23 protein-coding genes are annotated in these 18,921 nt (G+C 65.1%); 21 read left to right on the top strand and 2 right to left on the bottom strand.

What is annotated here, in order from left to right:
* Window positions 1-503 precede the first annotated feature (503 nt).
* From rpsL to H8S61_RS11900, 10 genes are all read left to right on the top strand, one after another.
* Window positions 504-875: a 30S ribosomal protein S12 gene (gene rpsL, locus H8S61_RS11945; protein ID WP_035586133.1), complete on the top strand. Its 372-nt coding sequence runs from the start codon at window positions 504-506 to the stop codon at window positions 873-875.
* Between the two features lie 116 nt (window positions 876-991).
* The gene (gene rpsG, locus H8S61_RS11940; RefSeq protein WP_035586130.1) at window positions 992-1,462 is read left to right on the top strand and encodes a 30S ribosomal protein S7; all 471 of its coding nucleotides are present in this window, start codon (window positions 992-994) and stop codon (window positions 1,460-1,462) included.
* A gap of 15 nt (window positions 1,463-1,477) precedes the next feature.
* Complete coding sequence (gene fusA, locus H8S61_RS11935; RefSeq protein ID WP_160942732.1) at window positions 1,478-3,595, top strand: elongation factor G; 2,118 nt, start codon at window positions 1,478-1,480, stop codon at window positions 3,593-3,595.
* Window positions 3,596-3,628: 33 nt separating this feature from the next.
* Window positions 3,629-3,937, top strand: coding sequence for a 30S ribosomal protein S10 (gene rpsJ / locus H8S61_RS11930; protein ID WP_009304899.1), 309 nt, complete (start codon window positions 3,629-3,631; stop codon window positions 3,935-3,937).
* Window positions 3,938-3,952: 15 nt separating this feature from the next.
* The gene (gene rplC / locus H8S61_RS11925) at window positions 3,953-4,573 is read left to right on the top strand and encodes a 50S ribosomal protein L3 (RefSeq protein WP_154333774.1); all 621 of its coding nucleotides are present in this window, start codon (window positions 3,953-3,955) and stop codon (window positions 4,571-4,573) included.
* Window positions 4,574-4,603: 30 nt separating this feature from the next.
* Window positions 4,604-5,227 (top strand): 50S ribosomal protein L4, encoded by a 624-nt coding sequence (gene rplD, locus H8S61_RS11920; RefSeq protein ID WP_160942733.1) that lies wholly within the window; start codon window positions 4,604-4,606, stop codon window positions 5,225-5,227.
* Window positions 5,227-5,511 (top strand): 50S ribosomal protein L23, encoded by a 285-nt coding sequence (gene rplW, locus H8S61_RS11915; protein WP_154333776.1) that lies wholly within the window; start codon window positions 5,227-5,229, stop codon window positions 5,509-5,511. The genes rplD and rplW overlap by 1 nt, the downstream gene beginning before the upstream one ends.
* Before the next feature lie 274 nt (window positions 5,512-5,785).
* Window positions 5,786-6,487, top strand: a complete 702-nt coding sequence (locus H8S61_RS11910; RefSeq protein ID WP_186939128.1) for an ABC transporter ATP-binding protein — start codon at window positions 5,786-5,788, stop codon at window positions 6,485-6,487.
* A gap of 10 nt (window positions 6,488-6,497) precedes the next feature.
* Window positions 6,498-9,899, top strand: coding sequence for an FtsX-like permease family protein (locus H8S61_RS11905; RefSeq protein ID WP_186939127.1), 3,402 nt, complete (start codon window positions 6,498-6,500; stop codon window positions 9,897-9,899).
* A 46-nt stretch (window positions 9,900-9,945) separates the two neighbouring features.
* Window positions 9,946-11,259, top strand: coding sequence for a trigger factor (locus H8S61_RS11900; RefSeq protein ID WP_186939126.1), 1,314 nt, complete (start codon window positions 9,946-9,948; stop codon window positions 11,257-11,259).
* 85 nt (window positions 11,260-11,344) lie between these two features.
* Here H8S61_RS11900 and H8S61_RS11895 read toward each other — a convergent pair whose 3' ends face one another.
* The gene (locus tag H8S61_RS11895; protein WP_186939125.1) at window positions 11,345-13,291 is read right to left on the bottom strand and encodes a putative bifunctional diguanylate cyclase/phosphodiesterase; all 1,947 of its coding nucleotides are present in this window, start codon (window positions 13,289-13,291) and stop codon (window positions 11,345-11,347) included.
* Window positions 13,292-13,440: 149 nt separating this feature from the next.
* Complete coding sequence (locus H8S61_RS11890) at window positions 13,441-13,695, bottom strand: hypothetical protein (protein ID WP_160942738.1); 255 nt, start codon at window positions 13,693-13,695, stop codon at window positions 13,441-13,443.
* Window positions 13,696-14,053: 358 nt separating this feature from the next.
* On the opposite strand from H8S61_RS11890, the gene rplB reads away from it, so the two are divergent.
* The 11 genes from rplB to H8S61_RS11835 all read left to right on the top strand — a co-directional run bounded on the left by rplB (window position 14,054) and on the right by H8S61_RS11835 (window position 18,886).
* Window positions 14,054-14,884, top strand: a complete 831-nt coding sequence (gene rplB / locus H8S61_RS11885) for a 50S ribosomal protein L2 (protein ID WP_154333782.1) — start codon at window positions 14,054-14,056, stop codon at window positions 14,882-14,884.
* 22 nt (window positions 14,885-14,906) lie between these two features.
* Window positions 14,907-15,182, top strand: a complete 276-nt coding sequence (gene rpsS / locus H8S61_RS11880; RefSeq protein WP_009306352.1) for a 30S ribosomal protein S19 — start codon at window positions 14,907-14,909, stop codon at window positions 15,180-15,182.
* A 15-nt stretch (window positions 15,183-15,197) separates the two neighbouring features.
* Window positions 15,198-15,539 carry a 50S ribosomal protein L22 gene (gene rplV, locus H8S61_RS11875; RefSeq protein ID WP_154333783.1) on the top strand — a complete coding sequence of 114 codons (342 nt, stop codon included), beginning with the start codon at window positions 15,198-15,200 and terminating at the stop codon, window positions 15,537-15,539.
* A gap of 5 nt (window positions 15,540-15,544) precedes the next feature.
* On the top strand, window positions 15,545-16,258 hold the full coding sequence (gene rpsC, locus H8S61_RS11870) for a 30S ribosomal protein S3 (protein ID WP_101723128.1): 714 nt from the start codon (window positions 15,545-15,547) through the stop codon (window positions 16,256-16,258).
* Complete coding sequence (rplP, locus tag H8S61_RS11865; RefSeq protein WP_154333784.1) at window positions 16,259-16,681, top strand: 50S ribosomal protein L16; 423 nt, start codon at window positions 16,259-16,261, stop codon at window positions 16,679-16,681.
* Window positions 16,682-16,876, top strand: a complete 195-nt coding sequence (rpmC, locus tag H8S61_RS11860) for a 50S ribosomal protein L29 (RefSeq protein WP_009306348.1) — start codon at window positions 16,682-16,684, stop codon at window positions 16,874-16,876. It abuts the gene before it with no gap.
* Between the two features lie 23 nt (window positions 16,877-16,899).
* The gene (gene rpsQ, locus H8S61_RS11855) at window positions 16,900-17,160 is read left to right on the top strand and encodes a 30S ribosomal protein S17 (RefSeq protein WP_101723126.1); all 261 of its coding nucleotides are present in this window, start codon (window positions 16,900-16,902) and stop codon (window positions 17,158-17,160) included.
* A gap of 51 nt (window positions 17,161-17,211) precedes the next feature.
* Window positions 17,212-17,580 carry a 50S ribosomal protein L14 gene (gene rplN / locus H8S61_RS11850; protein ID WP_101723125.1) on the top strand — a complete coding sequence of 123 codons (369 nt, stop codon included), beginning with the start codon at window positions 17,212-17,214 and terminating at the stop codon, window positions 17,578-17,580.
* A gap of 14 nt (window positions 17,581-17,594) precedes the next feature.
* The gene (gene rplX, locus H8S61_RS11845; RefSeq protein WP_154333785.1) at window positions 17,595-17,915 is read left to right on the top strand and encodes a 50S ribosomal protein L24; all 321 of its coding nucleotides are present in this window, start codon (window positions 17,595-17,597) and stop codon (window positions 17,913-17,915) included.
* 127 nt (window positions 17,916-18,042) lie between these two features.
* Window positions 18,043-18,594: a 50S ribosomal protein L5 gene (rplE, locus tag H8S61_RS11840; protein ID WP_154333786.1), complete on the top strand. Its 552-nt coding sequence runs from the start codon at window positions 18,043-18,045 to the stop codon at window positions 18,592-18,594.
* A 106-nt stretch (window positions 18,595-18,700) separates the two neighbouring features.
* Window positions 18,701-18,886 carry a type Z 30S ribosomal protein S14 gene (locus H8S61_RS11835; protein WP_101723122.1) on the top strand — a complete coding sequence of 62 codons (186 nt, stop codon included), beginning with the start codon at window positions 18,701-18,703 and terminating at the stop codon, window positions 18,884-18,886.
* Window positions 18,887-18,921 lie beyond the last annotated feature (35 nt).

Here is an 18,921-nt window from a genome sequence, read left to right as displayed (position 1 = left end):
GCGTCCCCGTGAACGTGTTTCACGTGAAACATCCGTTCTGATCCCCGCTTTTTTGGCGCGCGATCGAACGGGACGCGGCATCGGCCTTCCGAGCTTGCGCCGCCGCGGGTGCCGCAAAACCGCACCATTTGGGTGAGAACTGCACGGAAACGGGGCGGGAGGGCTCGCCAAACGTTTGGCTGGATTACTGCATCGCCACGATCAAGCGCGCTCGCTGCTCGGCAAAAAAACTTCTTGATTCTTTGAGAAACGGTGAACTTTTCGTCGACGGTTCGCCATGTATCCGCATTTCACCTGCGGATACGGATGTCAAGAGGTGTAGATACTCCCGGATGCGTGGCGTTTGACAACCCTGATGGCCGATGGTAGAGTTCACCTTCGCGTCTCTCAGGAGGCGATAGTTTTCGTGTGCGTACCAGCTGAACGCACTTGGAAACGGTGTTCAAGCGGGCGTCTAGCGGTACTAGGCGTTCGGACAAGCAAGAGGTAAAAGGAGAGAAGCTTTGCCTACCATTAACCAGTTGGTCCGCAAGGGCCGCAAGCAGGCGGTCGACAAGAGCAAGACGCCTGCCCTCAAGGGCAACCCGCAGAAGCGCGGCGTGTGCACCCGCGTGTTCACGACCACGCCGAAGAAGCCGAACTCGGCCCTTCGCAAGGTCTGCCGCGTGCGCCTCGTCAACGGCATGGAAGTGACCGCCTACATCCCGGGCGTCGGCCACAACCTCCAGGAGCACTCCATGGTGCTGCTGCGCGGCGGCCGCGTGAAGGACCTCCCCGGTGTGCGCTACAAGGTCATCCGCGCCGCGCTCGACTGCGCCGCCGTGGACAACCGCAAGCAGGCTCGCAGCCGCTACGGTGCCAAGCGCCCGAAGTAACACCCGCTAAGACGCGCGGGCCGCATCAACCGTCGAAGCCCAAAGGGGGCTGGCGGGCGGTCTAATGAACGGAGAGAAAGCCGTTCCGAAGCGCGCAGGACCCAGAAGGAGAACACATGCCGCGTCGTGCAGCAGCAGTCCGTCGAGAAGTTCAGCCGGACGCCCAGTACAACAACCGCCTCGTCACGCAGCTGATCAACAAGATCCTGCTTGACGGCAAGAAGGCCACCGCCGAGAACATCGTCTACGGCGCCTTCGCCATCGTCGAGGAGAAGACCGGCGGCGATCCGCTGTCCGTGTTCAAGAAGGCCATGGACAACGTCCGCCCCACGCTCGAAGTCAAGCCGAAGCGTGTCGGCGGCGCCACCTACCAGGTGCCGATGGAGGTCAACTCCCGTCGTGCCACCACGCTTGCTATCCGTTGGATCGTCGACTTCTCGCGCAAGCGCAAGGAGCACACGATGAAGGAGCGCCTTGCCGCCGAGATCATGGACGCCGCCGAGAACACCGGCGCGTCGGTGAAGAAGCGCGAGGACCTGTACAAGATGGCCGAGTCGAACCGTGCGTTCTCGCACTACCGCTTCTAAAGGAGGACTCGACTCATGGCTAAACTGGAACTGAAGGATACGCGCAACATCGGCATCATGGCCCACATCGACGCGGGCAAGACGACGACGACCGAGCGCATCCTCTACTACACGGGCAAGACCCACAAGATCGGCGAGGTGCACGACGGCGCCGCGACGATGGACTGGATGGTGCAGGAGCAGGAGCGCGGCGTGACCATCACCGCCGCCGCTACGACGTGCTTCTGGAACTACCCCGGTGGCGCGGACGACGGCAAAGAGTACCGTTTCCAGATCATCGACACCCCGGGCCACGTGGACTTCACGGCCGAGGTCGAGCGCTCCCTGCGCGTGCTCGACGGCGCGGTCGCGGTGTTCGACGCCGTGGCCGGCGTGCAGCCGCAGTCCGAGACGGTGTGGCGCCAGGCCAGCCGTTACGGCGTGCCCCGCATCGCCTACATCAACAAGTACGACCGCGTGGGCGCCGACTTCTTCCACGCCATCGACACCATGAAGGATCGCCTGGGCGCGCCGGCCGTCGCCGCGCAGATGCCCATGGGCGCCGAGGACAACTTCTGGGGCGTCATCGACCTCGTCACCATGACCGCATGGGACTTCAAGGCCGACGAGAAGGGTATGACCTACCCCGAGCCCATGGACGCCATCCCGGCCGAGTTCGCCGAGGAGGCCGAGCTGCGCCATCAGGAGCTGCTCGAGGCTGCCGCCGACTGCGACGACGATCTCATGGAGAAGATCCTCATGGAGGAAGAGGTGACGGTCGACGAGCTGAAGGCCGCCATCCGCAAGGGCACCATCGCCTGCCAGATCCACCCCGTGTTCGTGGGCTCGTCCTACAAGAACAAGGGCGTGCAGGAGCTGCTCGACGCCGTGGTGGACTACATGCCGTCCCCGATCGACGTGCCGGCCATCAAGGGCACGAACCCGGACACGGGCGAGGAAGACGAGCGTCCCTCCGACGTGAAGGCGCCGTTCTCAGCCCTGGCCTTCAAGATCATGACGGACCCGTTCGTGGGCAAGCTCACCTACCTCCGCGTGTACTCGGGCCAGCTCGACTCGGGTTCCTACGTGAAGAACGCGTCGAAGGACAAGAAGGAGCGCATCGGCCGTCTGCTGCAGATGCACTCGAACCAGCGCGTCGACATCGACGGCTGCGCCGCGGGCGACATCGTCGCCGTCGTGGGCCTCAAGGACACCTCGACCGGCGACACGCTGTGCGACGAGAAGCACCCGATCATCCTCGAGTCCATGGAATTCGCCGAGCCGGTTATCGACATCGCCGTCGAGCCGAAGACGAAGGCCGAGCAGGACAAGATGGGCATCGCGCTGCAGAAGCTCGCCGAGGAGGACCCGACGTTCCGCGTGTCCACCAACCAGGAGACCGGCCAGACGATCATCGCCGGCATGGGCGAGCTGCACCTCGAGATCATCGTCGACCGCCTGCTGCGCGAGTTCAAGGTCGAGGCCAACGTGGGCAAGCCGCAGGTTGCGTACCGCGAGACGGCCACGAAGGAAGTCGACAACGTCGAGGGCAAGTTCGTGCGCCAGTCCGGCGGTCGCGGCCAGTACGGTCACGCGGTCATCAACCTGCTTCCCCAGGAGGCCGGCAAGGGCTACGAGTTCGAGAACAAGATCGTGGGCGGCGTCGTCCCCAAGGAGTACATCACCCCGATCGACCGCGGCATCCAGGAAGCCATCAACTCGGGCGTGCTCGCAGGCTACCCGGTTGTGGACATCAAGGTCGAGCTCGTCGACGGTTCCTACCACGACGTCGACTCCTCCGAGGCGGCGTTCAAGGTCGCCGGTTCCATGGCGGTCAAGGCCGCGCTCAAGAAGGCCGCTCCGGTCATTCTCGAGCCGATGATGGCCGTTGAGGTCGAGACGCCCGAGGAGTACATGGGCGACGTCATGGGCAACCTGTCCAGCCGTCGTGGCCAGATCCAGGGCATGGGCGACCGCGGCAACGCCAAGACCATCAAGGCGAAGGTTCCGCTGTCCGAGATGTTCGGCTATGCCACCGACCTGCGCTCCACGACGCAGGGTCGCGCTTCGTACACGATGCAGTTCGATTCGTACGAGGCAGTTCCGAAGAACGTGGCAGAGGAAATTATCAGCAAGGCCGGCGGCAACGCCTAGGGCGTGCGCGCGAGCATAACGGAGGTAAAGTAAGTGGCTAATCAAAAGATTCGCATCCGCTTGAAGGGGTACGATCATGAGATCGTGGACCAGTCCACGAAGCTCATCGTCGATACCGCGCAGAAGACGGGTGCCAAAGTGTCCGGTCCCATTCCGCTGCCGACGGAGCGCAACCTGTACTGCGTCGTCAAGGGCCCGCACGTCGACAAGGATTCGCGCGAGCAGTTCGAGATGCGCACGCACAAGCGTCTCATCGACATCCTGGAGCCGACCCCGAACACGGTCGATTCCCTGATGCGCCTCGATCTCCCTGCCGGCGTCGACATCGAGATCAAGCTGTAAAGGGGGATGTGCGATATGATCAACGCCATCTATGGTAAGAAAATCGGCATGACCCAGATCTTCAGCGAGGACGACCGCGTCATCCCCGTGACGGTGATCCAGGCTGAGCCGAACAAGGTCTGCCAGGTCAAGACGAAGGACAGCGACGGCTACGAGGCCGTGCAGCTGGGCTTCGGCGCCATCAAGGAGAAGAAGGTCAACAAGCCGATGGCCGGCCACTTCGCCAAGCAGGGCGCTGCTCCCACGCGCTACCTGCGCGAGGTGCGCGTCGAGAACGCCGGCGAGTACAACGTGGGCGACGAGCAGACGGTCGCCGCGTTCGCCGAGACGAAGAAGGTCGACGTGACCGGCACGTCCAAGGGTAAGGGCTTCGCTGGCGTCATGAAGCGCTACGGCCATCGCGGCGGCCCGGGCGGCCACGGTGCGCACTTCCACCGCGCCCCCGGTTCGGTCGGCCAGTGCGCCACGCCGTCCCGCGTGTTCAAGGGAGTCAAGCTCCCGGGCCACATGGGCGTCGACACCGTGACCGTGAAGAACCTGGAAGTCGTCCGCATCGACGAGGAGCAGAACCTCATCCTCGTCAAGGGCGCCATCCCCGGCGGCAAGAACGGCGTCGTTCGCGTCCGCATGGCGTAGTTGAAGTAACCTATAAGGAGCTTGTATATCATGACGACTATCGAGATCAAAGACGCGAGCGGAAAGAAGGCCGGCACCACCGACCTCACCGCTTCCGTGTTCGGCATCGAGCCGAACGTGCCCGTCATGCACCAGGTTGTGCGCGCCCAGCGTGCGTCCTGGCGCCAGGGCACGCACAGCACGTTGACGCGCGGCCAGGTGCGCGGCGGCGGCAAGAAGCCGTGGCGCCAGAAGGGCACCGGCCGTGCCCGTCAGGGCACCATCCGCGCCCCTCAGTGGGCTGGCGGCGGCGCCGTGTTCGGCCCGCATCCGCGTTCCTACGCGTTCCGCGTGAACAACAAAGAGGTCAAGCTGGCCATGCGCTCCGCGCTGTCCGCGAAGCTGGCCGACGGCGAGCTGTACGTGGTCGACACGTTCAACTTCGAGAAGCCCTCGACGAAGGCGGCTGTAGCTGCGCTCAAGGCCCTCGGCCTCGACCGCCGCACGACCGTCGTCATCGCCGACGACGACGTGAACGCCTACCTGTCGTTCCGCAACATCCCCACGGTGAACATCCTGCCCGTGGCCGAGGCGAACACCTACGAGCTGATCGACAACAAGGCGCTCGTGTTCACGGCCGACGCCCTGAAGCGCATCGAGGAGGTGCTTGCATAATGAAGGACCCCCGCGAGGTTATCATCCGCCCCGTCATCACGGAGCATAGCTACGACCAGATGGAGAAGAACACCTTCACCTTCGAGGTTGCCAAGGATGCCAACAAGGTTGAGATCCGCCAGGCCGTCGAAGCCATCTTCAACGTGACGGTGGTCAAGGTCAACACGCTCAACGTGAAGCCGAAGCCGAAGCGCGTGCGCTACCAGCTCGGTAAGACCCGCGCCTGGAAGAAGGCCATGGTCACCCTCAAAGAGGGCGATACCATCGAGCTCTTCGCTTCCTAAGCGACCCGCACATCGTGCACCCAAGCGCCCCTGCATTCGCGGGGGCGCTTCTGCGTGGTGCGGCGCATCGCCCCCCCCCGCACCCGGCGCCTCCCCAAGCGAGCCGTTCCGCCGGGTCGCCGGATGGTTCGCGCGAACCATATGTTCTCGTTCGTCGTGCATGCGCGTTCAACGGGCCGGCGTTCGTGACGGCGGCGTGTTGTTGCTGGCGCTGGGGGATGGGTTCGTGTATGGTGGGGGAAACGGGTATTCGAGCTGATGGAAGAAGGCAGGCATGGCGTTCGTGGAGTTTCGCGACGTGCGCAAGGTGTATCGCATGGGCGAGGTGGAGGTCGCCGCCGTCGACGGCATGACCTTCGACATCGAGCGCGGCGAGCTTGTCGTGGTCGTGGGCCCCTCGGGGGCGGGCAAGACGACGCTGCTCAACATGCTGGGCGGCATGGACGCCTGCTCGTCGGGCACCATCATGCTCGACAACCGCGAGATCAGCGCCTTCTCCGAGAAAGAGCTCACGTACTACCGCCGCTACGACATCGGGTTCGTCTTCCAGTTCTACAACCTCGTGCAGAACCTCACGGCGCTCGAGAACGTGGAGCTTGCCAGCCAGATCTGCAAGCACCCGCTCGACGCGGGCACGGTGCTCGAGCAGGTGGGGCTGGGCCATCGCCTCGACAACTTCCCGGCGCAGCTCTCCGGCGGCGAGCAGCAGCGCGTGGCCATCGCCCGCGCGCTCGCCAAGAACCCCAAGCTGCTGCTGTGCGACGAACCCACCGGCGCGCTCGACTACCACACGGGCAAGGCCATCTTGAAGCTGCTGCAGGACACGTGCTTCGAGACGGGCAAGACGGTGGTGCTCATCACACACAACTCGGCGTTCACCGCCATCGCCGACCGGGTGATCCACATCCGCGAAGGCCGGGTGGCCGGCGTCGAGGTGAACGAGGCTCCCGTGTCGGCCGAGACGATCGAGTGGTAGCGGCACGAGAGTGAAAAGCGCGTTCAACACCGAAACCCTGCGTTCGATCACCCACTCGCTCGGGCGCTTCCTGGCCATCGCGGCCATCGTCGCGCTGGGTACGGGCTTCTACGCCGGTCTGCGCATGACCGCGCCCGACATGAAGCTGGCGGCCGACGAGTACTTCGACGGCACGTCGCTCATGGACATCCGCGTGCTGTCGACCCTCGGCCTCACCGACGACGACATCGCGGCGCTGCGCCACGTCGAGGGCGTCGAGGCCGTCATGCCCGCGCGCGAGACCGACGTCATGGTCACCATCGACTCCGAGCAGTACGCCGCGCGCATCCACTCGCTGCCCGACGCGGCGCGCACGAGCGACACCTCCGACGGCGTGCACGCGCGCTCCGACGATCCGGACTATCTGAACCGCCCCCTCCTCGTGCGGGGCTCGTGGCCCCAGAAGGCGGGGGAGTGCGTGCTGTCGTCCAACCTCGTGGAGAACGACGCCATCGCCATCGGCGACACGGTGACCATCACCGAGGGCACGCAGGACGTGGACGACACCCTCGTCACGCGCACGTACACGGTGACGGGCTTCGTGAACGCGCCGTACTACGCCACGTCGTCGAGCATGGGCGAGACCACGCTGGGCTCGGGCTCCATCCAGCAGTATATGTACGTGCCCGAGAGCGACTTCTCGGCCGACCTCCCCTATACCGAAGCGTACGTCACCGTGCGCGGCGCGGCGGACGAGCACGCGTCGAGCGACGCGTACGACCGGCGCGTGGCCGAGGTGATGGACCGCATCGAGGCGCTCGCCCCCGAGCGCGAGCAGGCGCGCGTCGACGGGTTGAAGGCCGACGCCCAAAAGGAGCTCGATGAGAAGCGCGCCGACTACGAGCGCGAGAAGGCCGACGCGCAGGCGCAGCTCGACGACGCGCAGCGCCAGCTCGACGAGGCCGCCGCCACGATCGCCCAGAGCGAGCAGCAGCTGGCCGACGGCCAGGCGTCCTACGACAGCGGCGCGGCCGAGCTGGCGAACCAGAAGGCGAGCGCCGAGGCGCAGCTGGCCGACGCCGAGCGGCAGATCGCCGACGGCCAGGCCCAGCTCGACGCGCAGCGCCCCGCGCTCGAGGACGGTGCCGCCCAGCTGCAGCAGGGCTGGGACGCCTACGACGCGCAAGCGGCCCAGGTCGAAGCGCAGCTCGCGCCCGTCGAGGCGCAGATCGCCGCCGGCCGGCAGCAGCTGTCTCAGATGCAGGCCCAGCTCGACGAGCTCAACGAGGATCCGGAGGCCAACGCCGAGGCCATCGCGGCCCTCCAGCAGCAGATCGCGGCCCTCCAGCAGCAGCTTGCCGCCGCGCAGCAACAGGTCGACGGCGCGCGCCAGCAGCTGGCCGACGCTCGGTCGACCCTCGACCAGCAGCAGGCTTCCTACGATGCCGGCAAGGCGCAGTTCGACGCGAGCGCCCAGCAGCTCGAGCAGGCGCGCGCCGAGCTGGCCGCCGCGCGCTCGCAGGCCGACTCCCAGATCGCCGCGGCCCAGCAGCAGCTCGACAGCGCCGCCGCGCAGCTGCAGGACGGCCGCGCCCAGCTCGAGCAGGGCCGCGCCGACTACGACAGCGGCCTCGCCGAGTACGAGCGGCAGAAGGCCGACGCCGACGAGCAGCTGGCCGACGCCGAGCGCCAGCTCGACGACGCCCAGCGGCAGATCGACGACCTGGAAAGCCCCGAGTGGCTCGTCATGGACCGCACGGCCAACTACGGCGCCGCCAGCTTCGAGGCGGACGCCGACCGCGTGGACAGCATCGCCGCCGTGTTCCCGTTCATCTTCTTCCTCGTGGCCGCCCTCGTGGCCCTCACCACCATGACGCGCATGGTGGAGGAGGAGCGCGCGCTCATCGGCACGTTCAAGGCGCTCGGCTATCGCCGGGGGCGCATCGCGTCCAAGTACCTCGCGTACGCGGCCGTGGCCAGCGGCGCCGGCAGCCTCGTGGGCATCCTCGTGCTGTCGCAGGTGCTGCCCGCTGTCATCATGAAGGCCTACGGCATCATCTACTTCGTGCCCGAGCTGCCGCTGCCGCTGCCCATCGATCCCTGGTTCGCCGGGCTCGCGGCCGGTCTCGGCGTCGGCGTGACGCTGTTCGCCACCTGGGCCGCTGTCACCGCCACCCTGCGCGAGCGCCCCGCGCAGCTCATGCTGCCGCGCGCGCCGAAGGCCGGCAAGCGCATCCTGCTCGAGCGCATCGGGCCCCTGTGGCGGCACCTCTCGTTCTCGTGGAAGGTGACGTTCCGCAACCTGTTCCGCTACAAGAAGCGCTTCATCATGACGGTCATCGGCATCGCGGGCTGCACGGCCCTGCTGCTGACGGGCCTCGGGCTGTCCAACGCCATCAACGACATCATCGACAAGCAGTTCGGCGAGATCACGAAGTACAACGCCACCGTCACGCTGGCGGACGACCTGTCCGACGAGGAGCGGCAGCGCGTGGACGACCTGCTGGACGACGGCTCGCTCGTCACCGCGCACACGATGGTCATGCGCCAGAACATGCTGGCGAGCGGGCCGGACGAGCAGGACAAGCGCATGGAGCTCGTCGTGCCCGAGGATCCGGCGTCGTTCGACGACTACGTGGCCCTCGACACCCGGGTGGGCCACGAGCCGGTGGAGCTGGCCGACGACGGCCTCGTGCTCACCGAGAAGCTGGCGGGCGAGCTGGGCGTGCGCGTGGGCGACACCGTCGCGCTGACCGAGCAGGACGCCCTCGGCAACGCGACGAGCGCGTCCTACGAGGCAACGGTCACGGGCATCGTCGAGAACTACGTGTACCACTACGCCTATATGGGCCCCGCGCTCTACGAGCGGCTCATGGGCGAGGCGCCCGACTACCGCACCGTGCTGGCCATCACCACGTCCGATCCCGACCGGCGCGCGCAGCTGTCGAGCGACCTGCTGGCCATCGGCGGCGTGAAGACCGTGGCGTACAACGACGAGACGATCGACGCGTACCGCGACATGATGTCGAGCGTGAACATGATCGTGGTGGTGCTCGTCACGGCCGCGGCGGCGCTCGCGTTCATCGTGCTGTACAACCTCACGAACATCAACATCACCGAGCGCATGCGCGAGATCGCCACGCTCAAGGTGCTCGGCTTCACGCCGCGCGAGATGAACGCCTACATTTTCCGCGAGATCTTCCTGCTGGCGGCAATCGGCTGCGCGGTCGGCCTCGTGCTGGGCGTGTGGATGGAGAGCTTCGTCGTGGTCACGGCCGAGGTGGACCAGATCATGTTCGGCCGCGACATCCACGCTGCAAGCTTCCTGCTGGCGTTCCTGCTGACCATGCTGTTCACCGTGCTCGTCATGCTGGCCATGCGCGGCAAGCTGCACCGCATCGACATGGTGGAAAGCCTCAAGTCCAACGAGTAATGCGCTACAATGAGCGCTTGACGATCAAACTAGAAGGGGACGCCTTATGAAGGTAACCGAAAAGAAGCTCGACGACGGCCAGATTCTGCTGGAAGCCGTCGCATCCACCGCCGAGGTCAGCCACGCCCTCACGGTGGCCCAGTACGGGTTCGCCCAGCAGATGGGCATCCAGCCCACGCCGGGCATGTCCGTCGAGCAGGCCGTGGAGAAGCAGCTGGGCATCAAGGACCTCGACGCCGTCGTGCAGCAGCAGGCCGTGGAGTACCTCGTGCCGTTCGCCATCGACAAGCGCAACATAACGCCGGCGTTCCCGGCTCAGCCGAAGGCCGACGGCCCGCTCAAGCGCGGCCAGACGTTCTCGTTCGAGCTGCGCGTCGCGCCGAAGCCCGACTACGAGCTGACGTCCTACGAGCCCGTGTCCATCACCGTGCCGCCGTTCGAGGTGGAGCAGGCCGAGGTGGATGCCCAGATCGCCCAGATCGCCGAGAGCTACGCCGAGTTCGTGTCGGACGAGCCGCACCCGGTGCAGAGCGGCGACGGCTTCCTGCTGGCCCTCGACGCCTCCCAGAACGGCGAGAAGATGGACAACCTGTCCACCGAGGGACGCACGTACCTCACCGGCATGGGCCTCATGCCCGAGGACTTCGAGAAGCACCTCATCGGCATGAACGTGGGCGAGACGAAGTCGTTCTCGTTCGACCTGCCGGGCATGGGCGCCGAAGGCGATGCCAAGGGCGACACCATCGACTGCACCGTCACCGTCAAGGAGATGCAGAAGAAGGTCGTCCCCGCCATCGACGACGAGTGGGTGGCGAAGAACCTGCCCATGTACCGCGACGCGGCCGCGCTGCGCGGCGGCATCGCCGAGCGCTTGACGGCCGACCGCCGCGCGCAGTACGAGGCGTACAAGCTGCAGGTGGCCGCCTCCGAGCTTGCCAAGCGCTTCCAGGGGCGCATCCAGGACGAGGTGTACGAGGCCATGCAGAAGACGCTCGTGTCCAACCTGCGCGGCCAGCTGCAGCAGCAGGGCATCCCGTTCGAGCAGTTCGTGCAGAGCCAGGGCGGCGAGCAGCAGTTCGGCATGCTCATGATGATGCAGACCCGCGAGATGCTCGTTCAGGGCTACGCGCTCGACGCGCTGTTCCGCCACGAGAAGCTCACGCTCGCCGACGAGGACATCGACGCGGCCTGCCGCTCGATGAACCCGCAGAACCCGGACGCCGTGAAGCGCGAGATGCAGGAGAACGGGCGCGGGTTCGCCCTGCGCGAGGCCGCCGAGCGCATGAAGGCGAACCAGTGGCTGCTCGACCACGCCACGGTCACCGTGGAGGACCCGAAGGAGCCGGCGCCGCAGCAGTAAGCGCCGCAGGCAGCGAGAAACGAGAAGGGGGAATCGGCTTCGGCCGGTTCCCCCTTCTTCTTCGTCATTGCGAAGCGAAGCGTCTCTAGGAGCGCTCGCTCGCCGCGATGACGGCCGCCGCATCCTCGGGCGGCAGCGGCCGCGAGAACAGGTAGCCCTGCATGAGGTCGCAGCCGCAGTGGTTGAGGTAGGCGCGCTGCTCCTCGGTCTCCACGCCCTCCGACAGCGCCTCGGAGCCGATGGACGAGAAGCACGCGATGAGGTACGGCAGGAACGCCGCGTTGTCGCTTCCGGCCGTGGCCGACCACAGGATGCTCTTGTCGATCTTCACCACGTCGAACGGCAGGTTGAGAACCGTGGACAGGTTGGAATAGCCCGTGCCGAAATCGTCGAGGTAGAAGCGCACGCCCTCCTCGCTCATGCGGGTCATGAACGTGCGCACGGCCTCGGGGTTCGCGATGATGGCGCTCTCGGTGATCTCGATGCGCAGGTACGACGCGGGGATGCCGTGGCGCTCCACGATGGCCAGCACCCTTTCCGCCAGGTCGTTCTGCACGAACTGCACCGACGAGAGGTTCACCGACACGCCGCGGAACGCGGTGCCCGGATGCTCGTCGCAGTAGGCCCGCACGAACGCGCACGCCCGATCGAGCACCTCGTAGGTGAGCTCGGGGATGATGCCGGTCTCCTCGGCGATGGGGATGAACTCGTCGGGCGGGATGGGTCCCAGCTGCTCGTCGTACACGCGGCACAGCGCCTCGGCGGTGACGAACGCGCCCGCCTTCTCGGACCAGATAGGCTGGTAGTGCACGGTCAGGCTGTTGTCGGCCACCGCCTCGCGCACGATGTCGGCGATGGTGCTGCGCCGGTTGATGGCGTCCATGATGGCGGGCGTGCAGATGCACGACGACCCCGATTCGAGCCGCTTCGCCTTCGCGGCGGTGTATTCGAGCGCGGTCACCACGTCGGCGGGGGTGTGGGCGATGGCGGGGTACGACACCACGCCGATGGCGGCCGTCATCGTGTAGGAGTAGCCGCCGATGGTCCAGGGCTGCTCCAGCCGCTCATGCAGCGCATCCAGCACCGCGTCCACGTCGTGGTCCGGGTTGCCCTGCACCTCCTCCTCGTCCATGAGCAGCGCGAACTGGTCGCCGCTGTAGCGGTACAGGCGCACGGTGGGCCCGAGCGTCTCGAGGAACTGCGCGAACTCGCGCAGGAAGCGGTCGCCGTTGTCGTGCCCGAACTTGTCGTTGATGAACTTGAAGTTGGACAGCGACACGAGCAGCGTGGTGAACGGCCGCTGCTTGTCGTGCATGAGCGCCACCATGGACAGGAACTCCTGGCGGTTCGGCGCGCCGGTCAGCAGGTCCACCGACAGGCGCTTGTTCTGCAGGTACAGGTAGATGATCAGCAGCGAGCACGCCGCGGCCGAGCCCGACAGCAAGTAGGAGGGGAACACCTGCTGCACGGCGATGACGGCCACGGCCACGAGCGGGAACACGGCCAGGATGCGCTTGATGGCCGGGTCGATGGGCGAGCGCGTGAACACGACGAGCGCGAAGCACGCGATGCAGTAGAAGTAGAACACGAGGTACGTGGTCAGGATGAGCGGCCCCTGGTGGTAGCCGCCCGCATCGTCGAACCAGAACAGGCAGTTCGTGGCGAAGTTCGCGATGACGCAGAGGAAGTACAGCACGCAGGGGACGGCGCTCACGGCGATCTGCCAGCGTCCCACCGAGCTGGCCTCGCCGACCACGGCGACGGCGTAGTAGAAGTACACGGTTCCCAGCAGCGGGGTGAGCACGAAGTAGACGGCCGTCACGAGCCAGGTGAGGGGCAGCAGCTCCGCGGGCGCGTAGGCGATCATGAGCGTGGAGGCCAGGTTGGTGCCGATGGCGCCCAGCGTGGTGATGAGGCAGAGGCGGAACAGCAGGTTCTTGCGCGACGGCACCGCGTGGCTTTTGCGCGAGTACACCGAGATGATGAGCACGATGATGAAGGCGATCATTTCCGCCGAGACGTTCCATGCCATAGTGTCCGCCGTTCACGCTTTCTCGCAACTTCCCCGATGCGCCCCAAGCGCACTGCGCTCATTGTACCCCACCTTCGGGCGCTCCAAGCGCGCGTATTCGACACGGGGAGAGGTTGTCTTCGCGGTTGAATCGCCTGCTGCGCGGGCGGTTACACGAGCACGAGGCGGGCGCGGTGGGGAAGGCCGATGTCGCCGATGACGCGGCTGGGGTCGATGAGCGAGCCCGTGTCCTCGGACATGAGCGCGTTGCCGCGCACGACGTCGGGCCGGGCGGGCGCGCGGGAGGCCAGCGCGCGGGCGATGAGCAGGCTCGCCTCGCGCACGGTCAGCGCGGAGGGCACCCAGAGGTCGTAGGCTTCGCGCGTGGCGGGAAGCAGGACGTTCACGAGAATCTCGTCGCGCATCACGCATCCTTTCCGCGCATCCGATCAACTATGAGCAATAGTATCATGGTATTGACGGCGGCGGGGGGCGCGAAGGCGCGTTTTGAACGAAACCGGGAAGCGGGGAGGGCCCCGCCCGCCCGTGGAGCACTTGTGCGCAGGTTGTGTCTGTGAAATTGCTTCTTGAATACAAGGCGTTTTCTGCGTATAATTCTCGGTTGCGTCTGGACTTTGATGGATACACCCGGACGCGTGGCAACCGGAGTCGCACGTACCCAGCCTCCCTGAGGTACACCGGCGGCAATCGGAGCCACGAAGAGACGAAGGATTCTCGGTGTACGGAGAGGCGTGCGAGCGAGAATCCGCAGAAAGGAAAGCAATGGGAGTCAAACAGTACAAGCCGACCAGCCCCGGCCGACGCTTCCAGACGGTCTCGGACTTTGCCGAGATCACGACGTCGAAGCCGGAGAAGTCGCTGCTTGCGCCGCTGTCCAACAAGGCAGGGCGCAACAACAACGGCCGCATCACCACCCGTCACCAGGGCGGTGGCAACAAGCGCCGTTACCGCATCATCGACTTCAAGCGCAACAAGGACGGCGTCCCCGCGAAGGTGGCGACGATCGAGTACGACCCGAACCGCAGCGCCCGCATCGCCCTGCTCAACTACGTTGACGGCGAGAAGCGCTACATCCTTCATCCGAAGGGCCTCCGCGTGGGCGATACCGTCATGAGCGGTGTCGAGGCCGACATCAAGCCGGGCAACGCCCTGCCGTTGGCCAACATCCCCGTCGGCACGCTCATCCACGCGGTGGAGCTGCAGCCGGGCAAGGGCGCCGCTATCGCCCGTTCCGCCGGCACGAGCATCCAGCTCATGGGCAAGGAGGGCGACTACGCCATCCTGCGCATGCCTTCCTCCGAAATGCGCCGCGTGCTCATCACGTGCCGCGCGACGGTGGGCGAGGTCGGCAACGCCGAGCACTCCAACATCAAGATCGGCAAGGCCGGTCGCAACCGTTGGAAGGGCATCCGCCCCAGCGTTCGCGGTACCGTCATGAACCCGGTCGACCACCCGCACGGCGGCGGCGAGGGCAAGAACAAGTCCGCTGGTCGTCACCCGGTCACCCCGTGGGGCGTTCCCACGAAGGGCCATCGCACCCGCAATCCCAAGAAGGCTTCGAGCCGCTTGATCATCCGCCGTCGCAAGAAGTAGCGCAAAGCGTTAAGGAGTAATAGTGAGTAGAAGTTTGAAGAAGGGTCCTTTCGTTGAACCGCGCCTTCTTGATCGTATCGAGAAGATGAATGCGGCGGGCGAGAAGAACGTCGTGAAGACCTGGTCGCGCTCGAGCACCATCTTCCCGGAAATGGTGGGTCACACCATCGCCGTGCACGATGGCCGCAAGCACGTGCCGGTATACGTTACGGAATCCATGGTCGGCCACAAGCTGGGCGAATTCGCCCCGACCCGCACGTTCAAGGGTCATTCCGCCGACAAGGGCAAGAAGAGATAAGAAGGGGTGAAAACAATGGAAGCTAAAGCAATCGCACGCTACGTCCGCGTTTCGCCCCGCAAGGCGCGCATCGTCATCGATCTGATTCGTGGCAAGTCCGTGCCCGCCGCTCGCGAGATCCTGCAGTTCTCCGACCGCGCCATCGCCGAGGTCGTCGCCAAGACGCTGAACTCCGCTGTGGCCAACGCCGAGAACCTGCACCATGTGCGTCCGGAAACGCTCGTCGTGAAGACGGCCTTCGCCGACGAAGGCCCCACGCTCAAGCGCATCCGTCCGCGCGCCAAGGGCTCCGCTTCGCGCATCCGCAAGCGCACGAGCCATATCACCATCATCGTCGCACCGCGAGAGGAGGCATAAGCCGCATGGGTCAGAAAGTAAGCCCCACCGGGTTCCGCCTCGGCATCACCGAGGAATGGCGTAGCCGCTGGTATGCCGACAAAGACTATGCCAAGAACCTGGCAAACGACTTGGCCATCAGGAAGTTTTTGGACAAGCAGCTCGCCCGTGCCGCCGTCTCCAAGGTCGAGATCGAGCGCGCTGGCGACAAGATCAAGATCATCGTGACCACCGCCCGCCCGGGCGTCGTGATCGGCAAGAAGGGCGCCGAGATCGACTCGCTGCGCAAGAAGCTCGAGAAGGTCGCCAACGGCCCCGTGTCCATCGAGGTCGTCGAGGTCAAGCGCCCCGAGCTCGACGCCGCGCTCATCGCGCAGTCCGTCGCCGAGCAGCTCGAGGGCCGCGTCGCCTTCCGTCGCGCCATGCGCAAGGCTGTCCAGTCCGCCCGCAAGAGCGGTGCCAAGGGCATCCGTATCCAGTGCTCCGGTCGTCTCGGCGGTGCCGAGATGAGCCGTCGCGAGTGGTATCGCGAGGGTCGCGTGCCGCTGCACACGCTGCGCGCCAAGATCGACTACGGTTTCGCCACGGCTGCCACGACGATGGGCTCCATCGGCGTGCAGGTGTGGGTGTACCACGGCGAAGTGCTCCCCGGCCAGAAGGCTCCCCAGCCGGCGCTCGAGGGCAGCTCTCGTCCCAGCCGTCCCCGTCGCAACGATCGTAACGATAGGAGGGCAAAGTAAATGCTCGTACCTAAGCGCGTTAAGCACCGCAAGGTGCAGCGTGGTTCCATGAAGGGCAAGGCCAAAGGCGGCACCCGGTTGAACCACGGCGAATATGGCATCCAGGCGCTCGAAGCCGCATGGATCACCAACCGTCAGATTGAGGCAGCCCGTATCGCCATGACCCGCTACATGAAGCGTGGCGGTAAGGTGTGGATTACGATCTTCCCGGACAAGCCCATCACGCAGAAGCCTGCCGAGACCCGCATGGGTTCCGGCAAGGGCAATCCCGAGGCGTGGGTCGCGGTCGTCAAGCCCGGCCGCATCATGTTCGAGATCGGTGGCGTCGACGAGGAGACCGCTAAGGAAGCGCTCCGTCTCGCCATCAACAAGTTGCCCATCAAGTGCAAGATTGTTTCTCGTGAAACGGAAGGGCAGGAATAAATGAAAGCAGCAGAGATCCGTGAGCTGTCTGCCGACGATTTGCAGGCGAAACTCAAGGAAGCGCGCGCGGAGCTTTTCAACCTGCGCTTCCAGATGGCCACGAGCCAGCTTGACAACACCGCCCGCGTGAAGCAGGTCAAAAAGGACATCGCGCGTATTCAGACCGAGATGCGCGCCCGCGAGCTGAGCGCTTAGCTCGTCAGGAAGGTAGAGTACCCATGAGCGAAGATCGTAACTCCCGCAAGGTCCGTCAGGGCGTCGTCGTGAGCGCCGTCAACGACAAGACCTGCGTCGTGCAAGTCAAGGAGCGCAAGCCGCATCCGGTGTATGGCAAGATGATGACGACGACGAAGAAGTTCCATGCCCATGACGAGAACAACGAAGCCGGCCTCGGCGACACCGTTCAGATCATGGAAACGCGTCCGCTGTCGAAGATGAAGCGCTGGCGCCTCGTCAAGATCGTCGAGAAGGCCCAGTAGTCCCGCGCGTTTATCGCGAGAGACTATCGAGATGAAAGTTAGGTTGAAGCAATGATTCAGATGCAAACCATGCTCGCAGTGGCCGATAACTCCGGCGCTCGCAAGGTGCAGTGCATCAAGGTCCTGGGCGGCTCCAAGCGCCGCTACGCGGGACTGGGCGATGTCATCATCTGCAGCGTTAAAGAAGCCGCGCCGAACACCAACGTGAAGAAGGGCGATGTCGTCCGCTGCGTGGTCGTGCGCGTGAAGAAGGAAGTTCGTCGTCCCGACGGCAGCTACATCAAGTTCGATCAGAACGCAGCCGTCCTGATCGACACGAACGGCGCGCCGCGCGGCACGCGTATCTTCGGGCCCGTCGCCCGCGAGCTGCGCGACAAGAAGTACATGAAGATCGTGTCCCTGGCACCGGAAACGCTCTAAGGAGGTGTTGCGCAATGAATAGCATGAACATCAAAAAGGGCGATAAGGTGAAGGTCCTGTCCGGCAAGGACAAGGGCAAGGAGGGCGTGGTCCTGCATGCCCTTCCCCAGAAGGAACGCGTCGTGGTCGAGAAGGTCAACGTCGTCAAGAAGGCGCTGCGTCCCACGCAGCAGAACCCGCAGGGCGGCATCTCTTCGGTCGAGGCTCCCATCCACGTGTCGAACGTGATGCTGGTGTGCCCGAGCTGCAAGCAGCCCACGCGCGTGAGCAACAAGCGCGACGAGAACGGCAAGAAGGTCCGCGTCTGCAAGAAGTGCGGCAAGGACATCGCCTAGTTTGCGAAGGTGGCGCGGCGCTTCGGCGGCGTGCCCCTTCGAGCAATGACCCCCGCTGGCCACAAGGCCGGTTGGGGACGCAGGGTCGGAAATCCTGCGTTTAATTCATCGAAAGGATTAAGGACATATGACTGCTCCTCGCTTGAAGGAAAAGTACACCAACGAGATCGTGGCCAAGCTCGAGAAGGAACTGGGCCTCGATAACGTGAACAAGGTTCCGCGTCTTGAGAAGATCGTCGTCAACATGGGCGTGGGCGCCGCTGCGGCCGACCACAAGCTGCTCGACGCCGCCATGGGCGACCTGCGCATCATCACGGGCCAGCAGCCCTGCGTCACGCGTGCCAAGAAGTCCATCGCCGGTTTCCACGTGCGCGAAGGCCAGCCCATCGGCTGCAAGGTCACCCTCCGCGGCGACCGCATGTGGGAGTTCCTCGACCGCCTGCTGGCCACCGCGCTTCCCCGCGTGCGTGACTTCCGCGGCATCTCGCCGACCAGCTTCGACGGCCGTGGCAACTACACCATGGGCGTGACCGAGCAGCTCATCTTCTCGGAGATCGACTACGACAAGATCGATCGCACGCGCGGCATGGACATCACGTTCGTGACGTCCGCGCAGGACAACGACAGCGCGTTCGCACTGCTCGATGCGCTGGGCTTCCCGTTCAAGGACAAGGAATAACAGCCGCGAAACCCCACCCAAGGCTGTCGCTGGCAGCCTGCGCTGCAAGTGCACTCGAGCCCGTCCGGATGATCGGACGGGCTGGATATAAGAAAGAAGGATTTGCATGGCTAAGAAATCGATGGTCGCCAAGGCCAAGCGCGAGCCGAAGTTCTCGACGCGTCAGCATAACCGCTGCACGCGCTGCGGACGTCCCCGCGCCTACTACCGCAAGTTCGGCCTGTGCCGTATCTGCTTGCGCGAGTTGGCCAACAAAGGCGAACTGCCCGGCGTGACCAAGGCGTCGTGGTAGGCGCTACGACGGACTACGCTCGGGTGTGCCACGGT

This window comes from Eggerthella hominis, from assembly GCF_014287365.1.
Taxonomy (GTDB): domain Bacteria; phylum Actinomycetota; class Coriobacteriia; order Coriobacteriales; family Eggerthellaceae; genus Eggerthella; species Eggerthella guodeyinii.
Note: the sequence above shows the minus strand (reverse complement) of the source record. Positions and strands in the feature narration are given on the sequence as shown.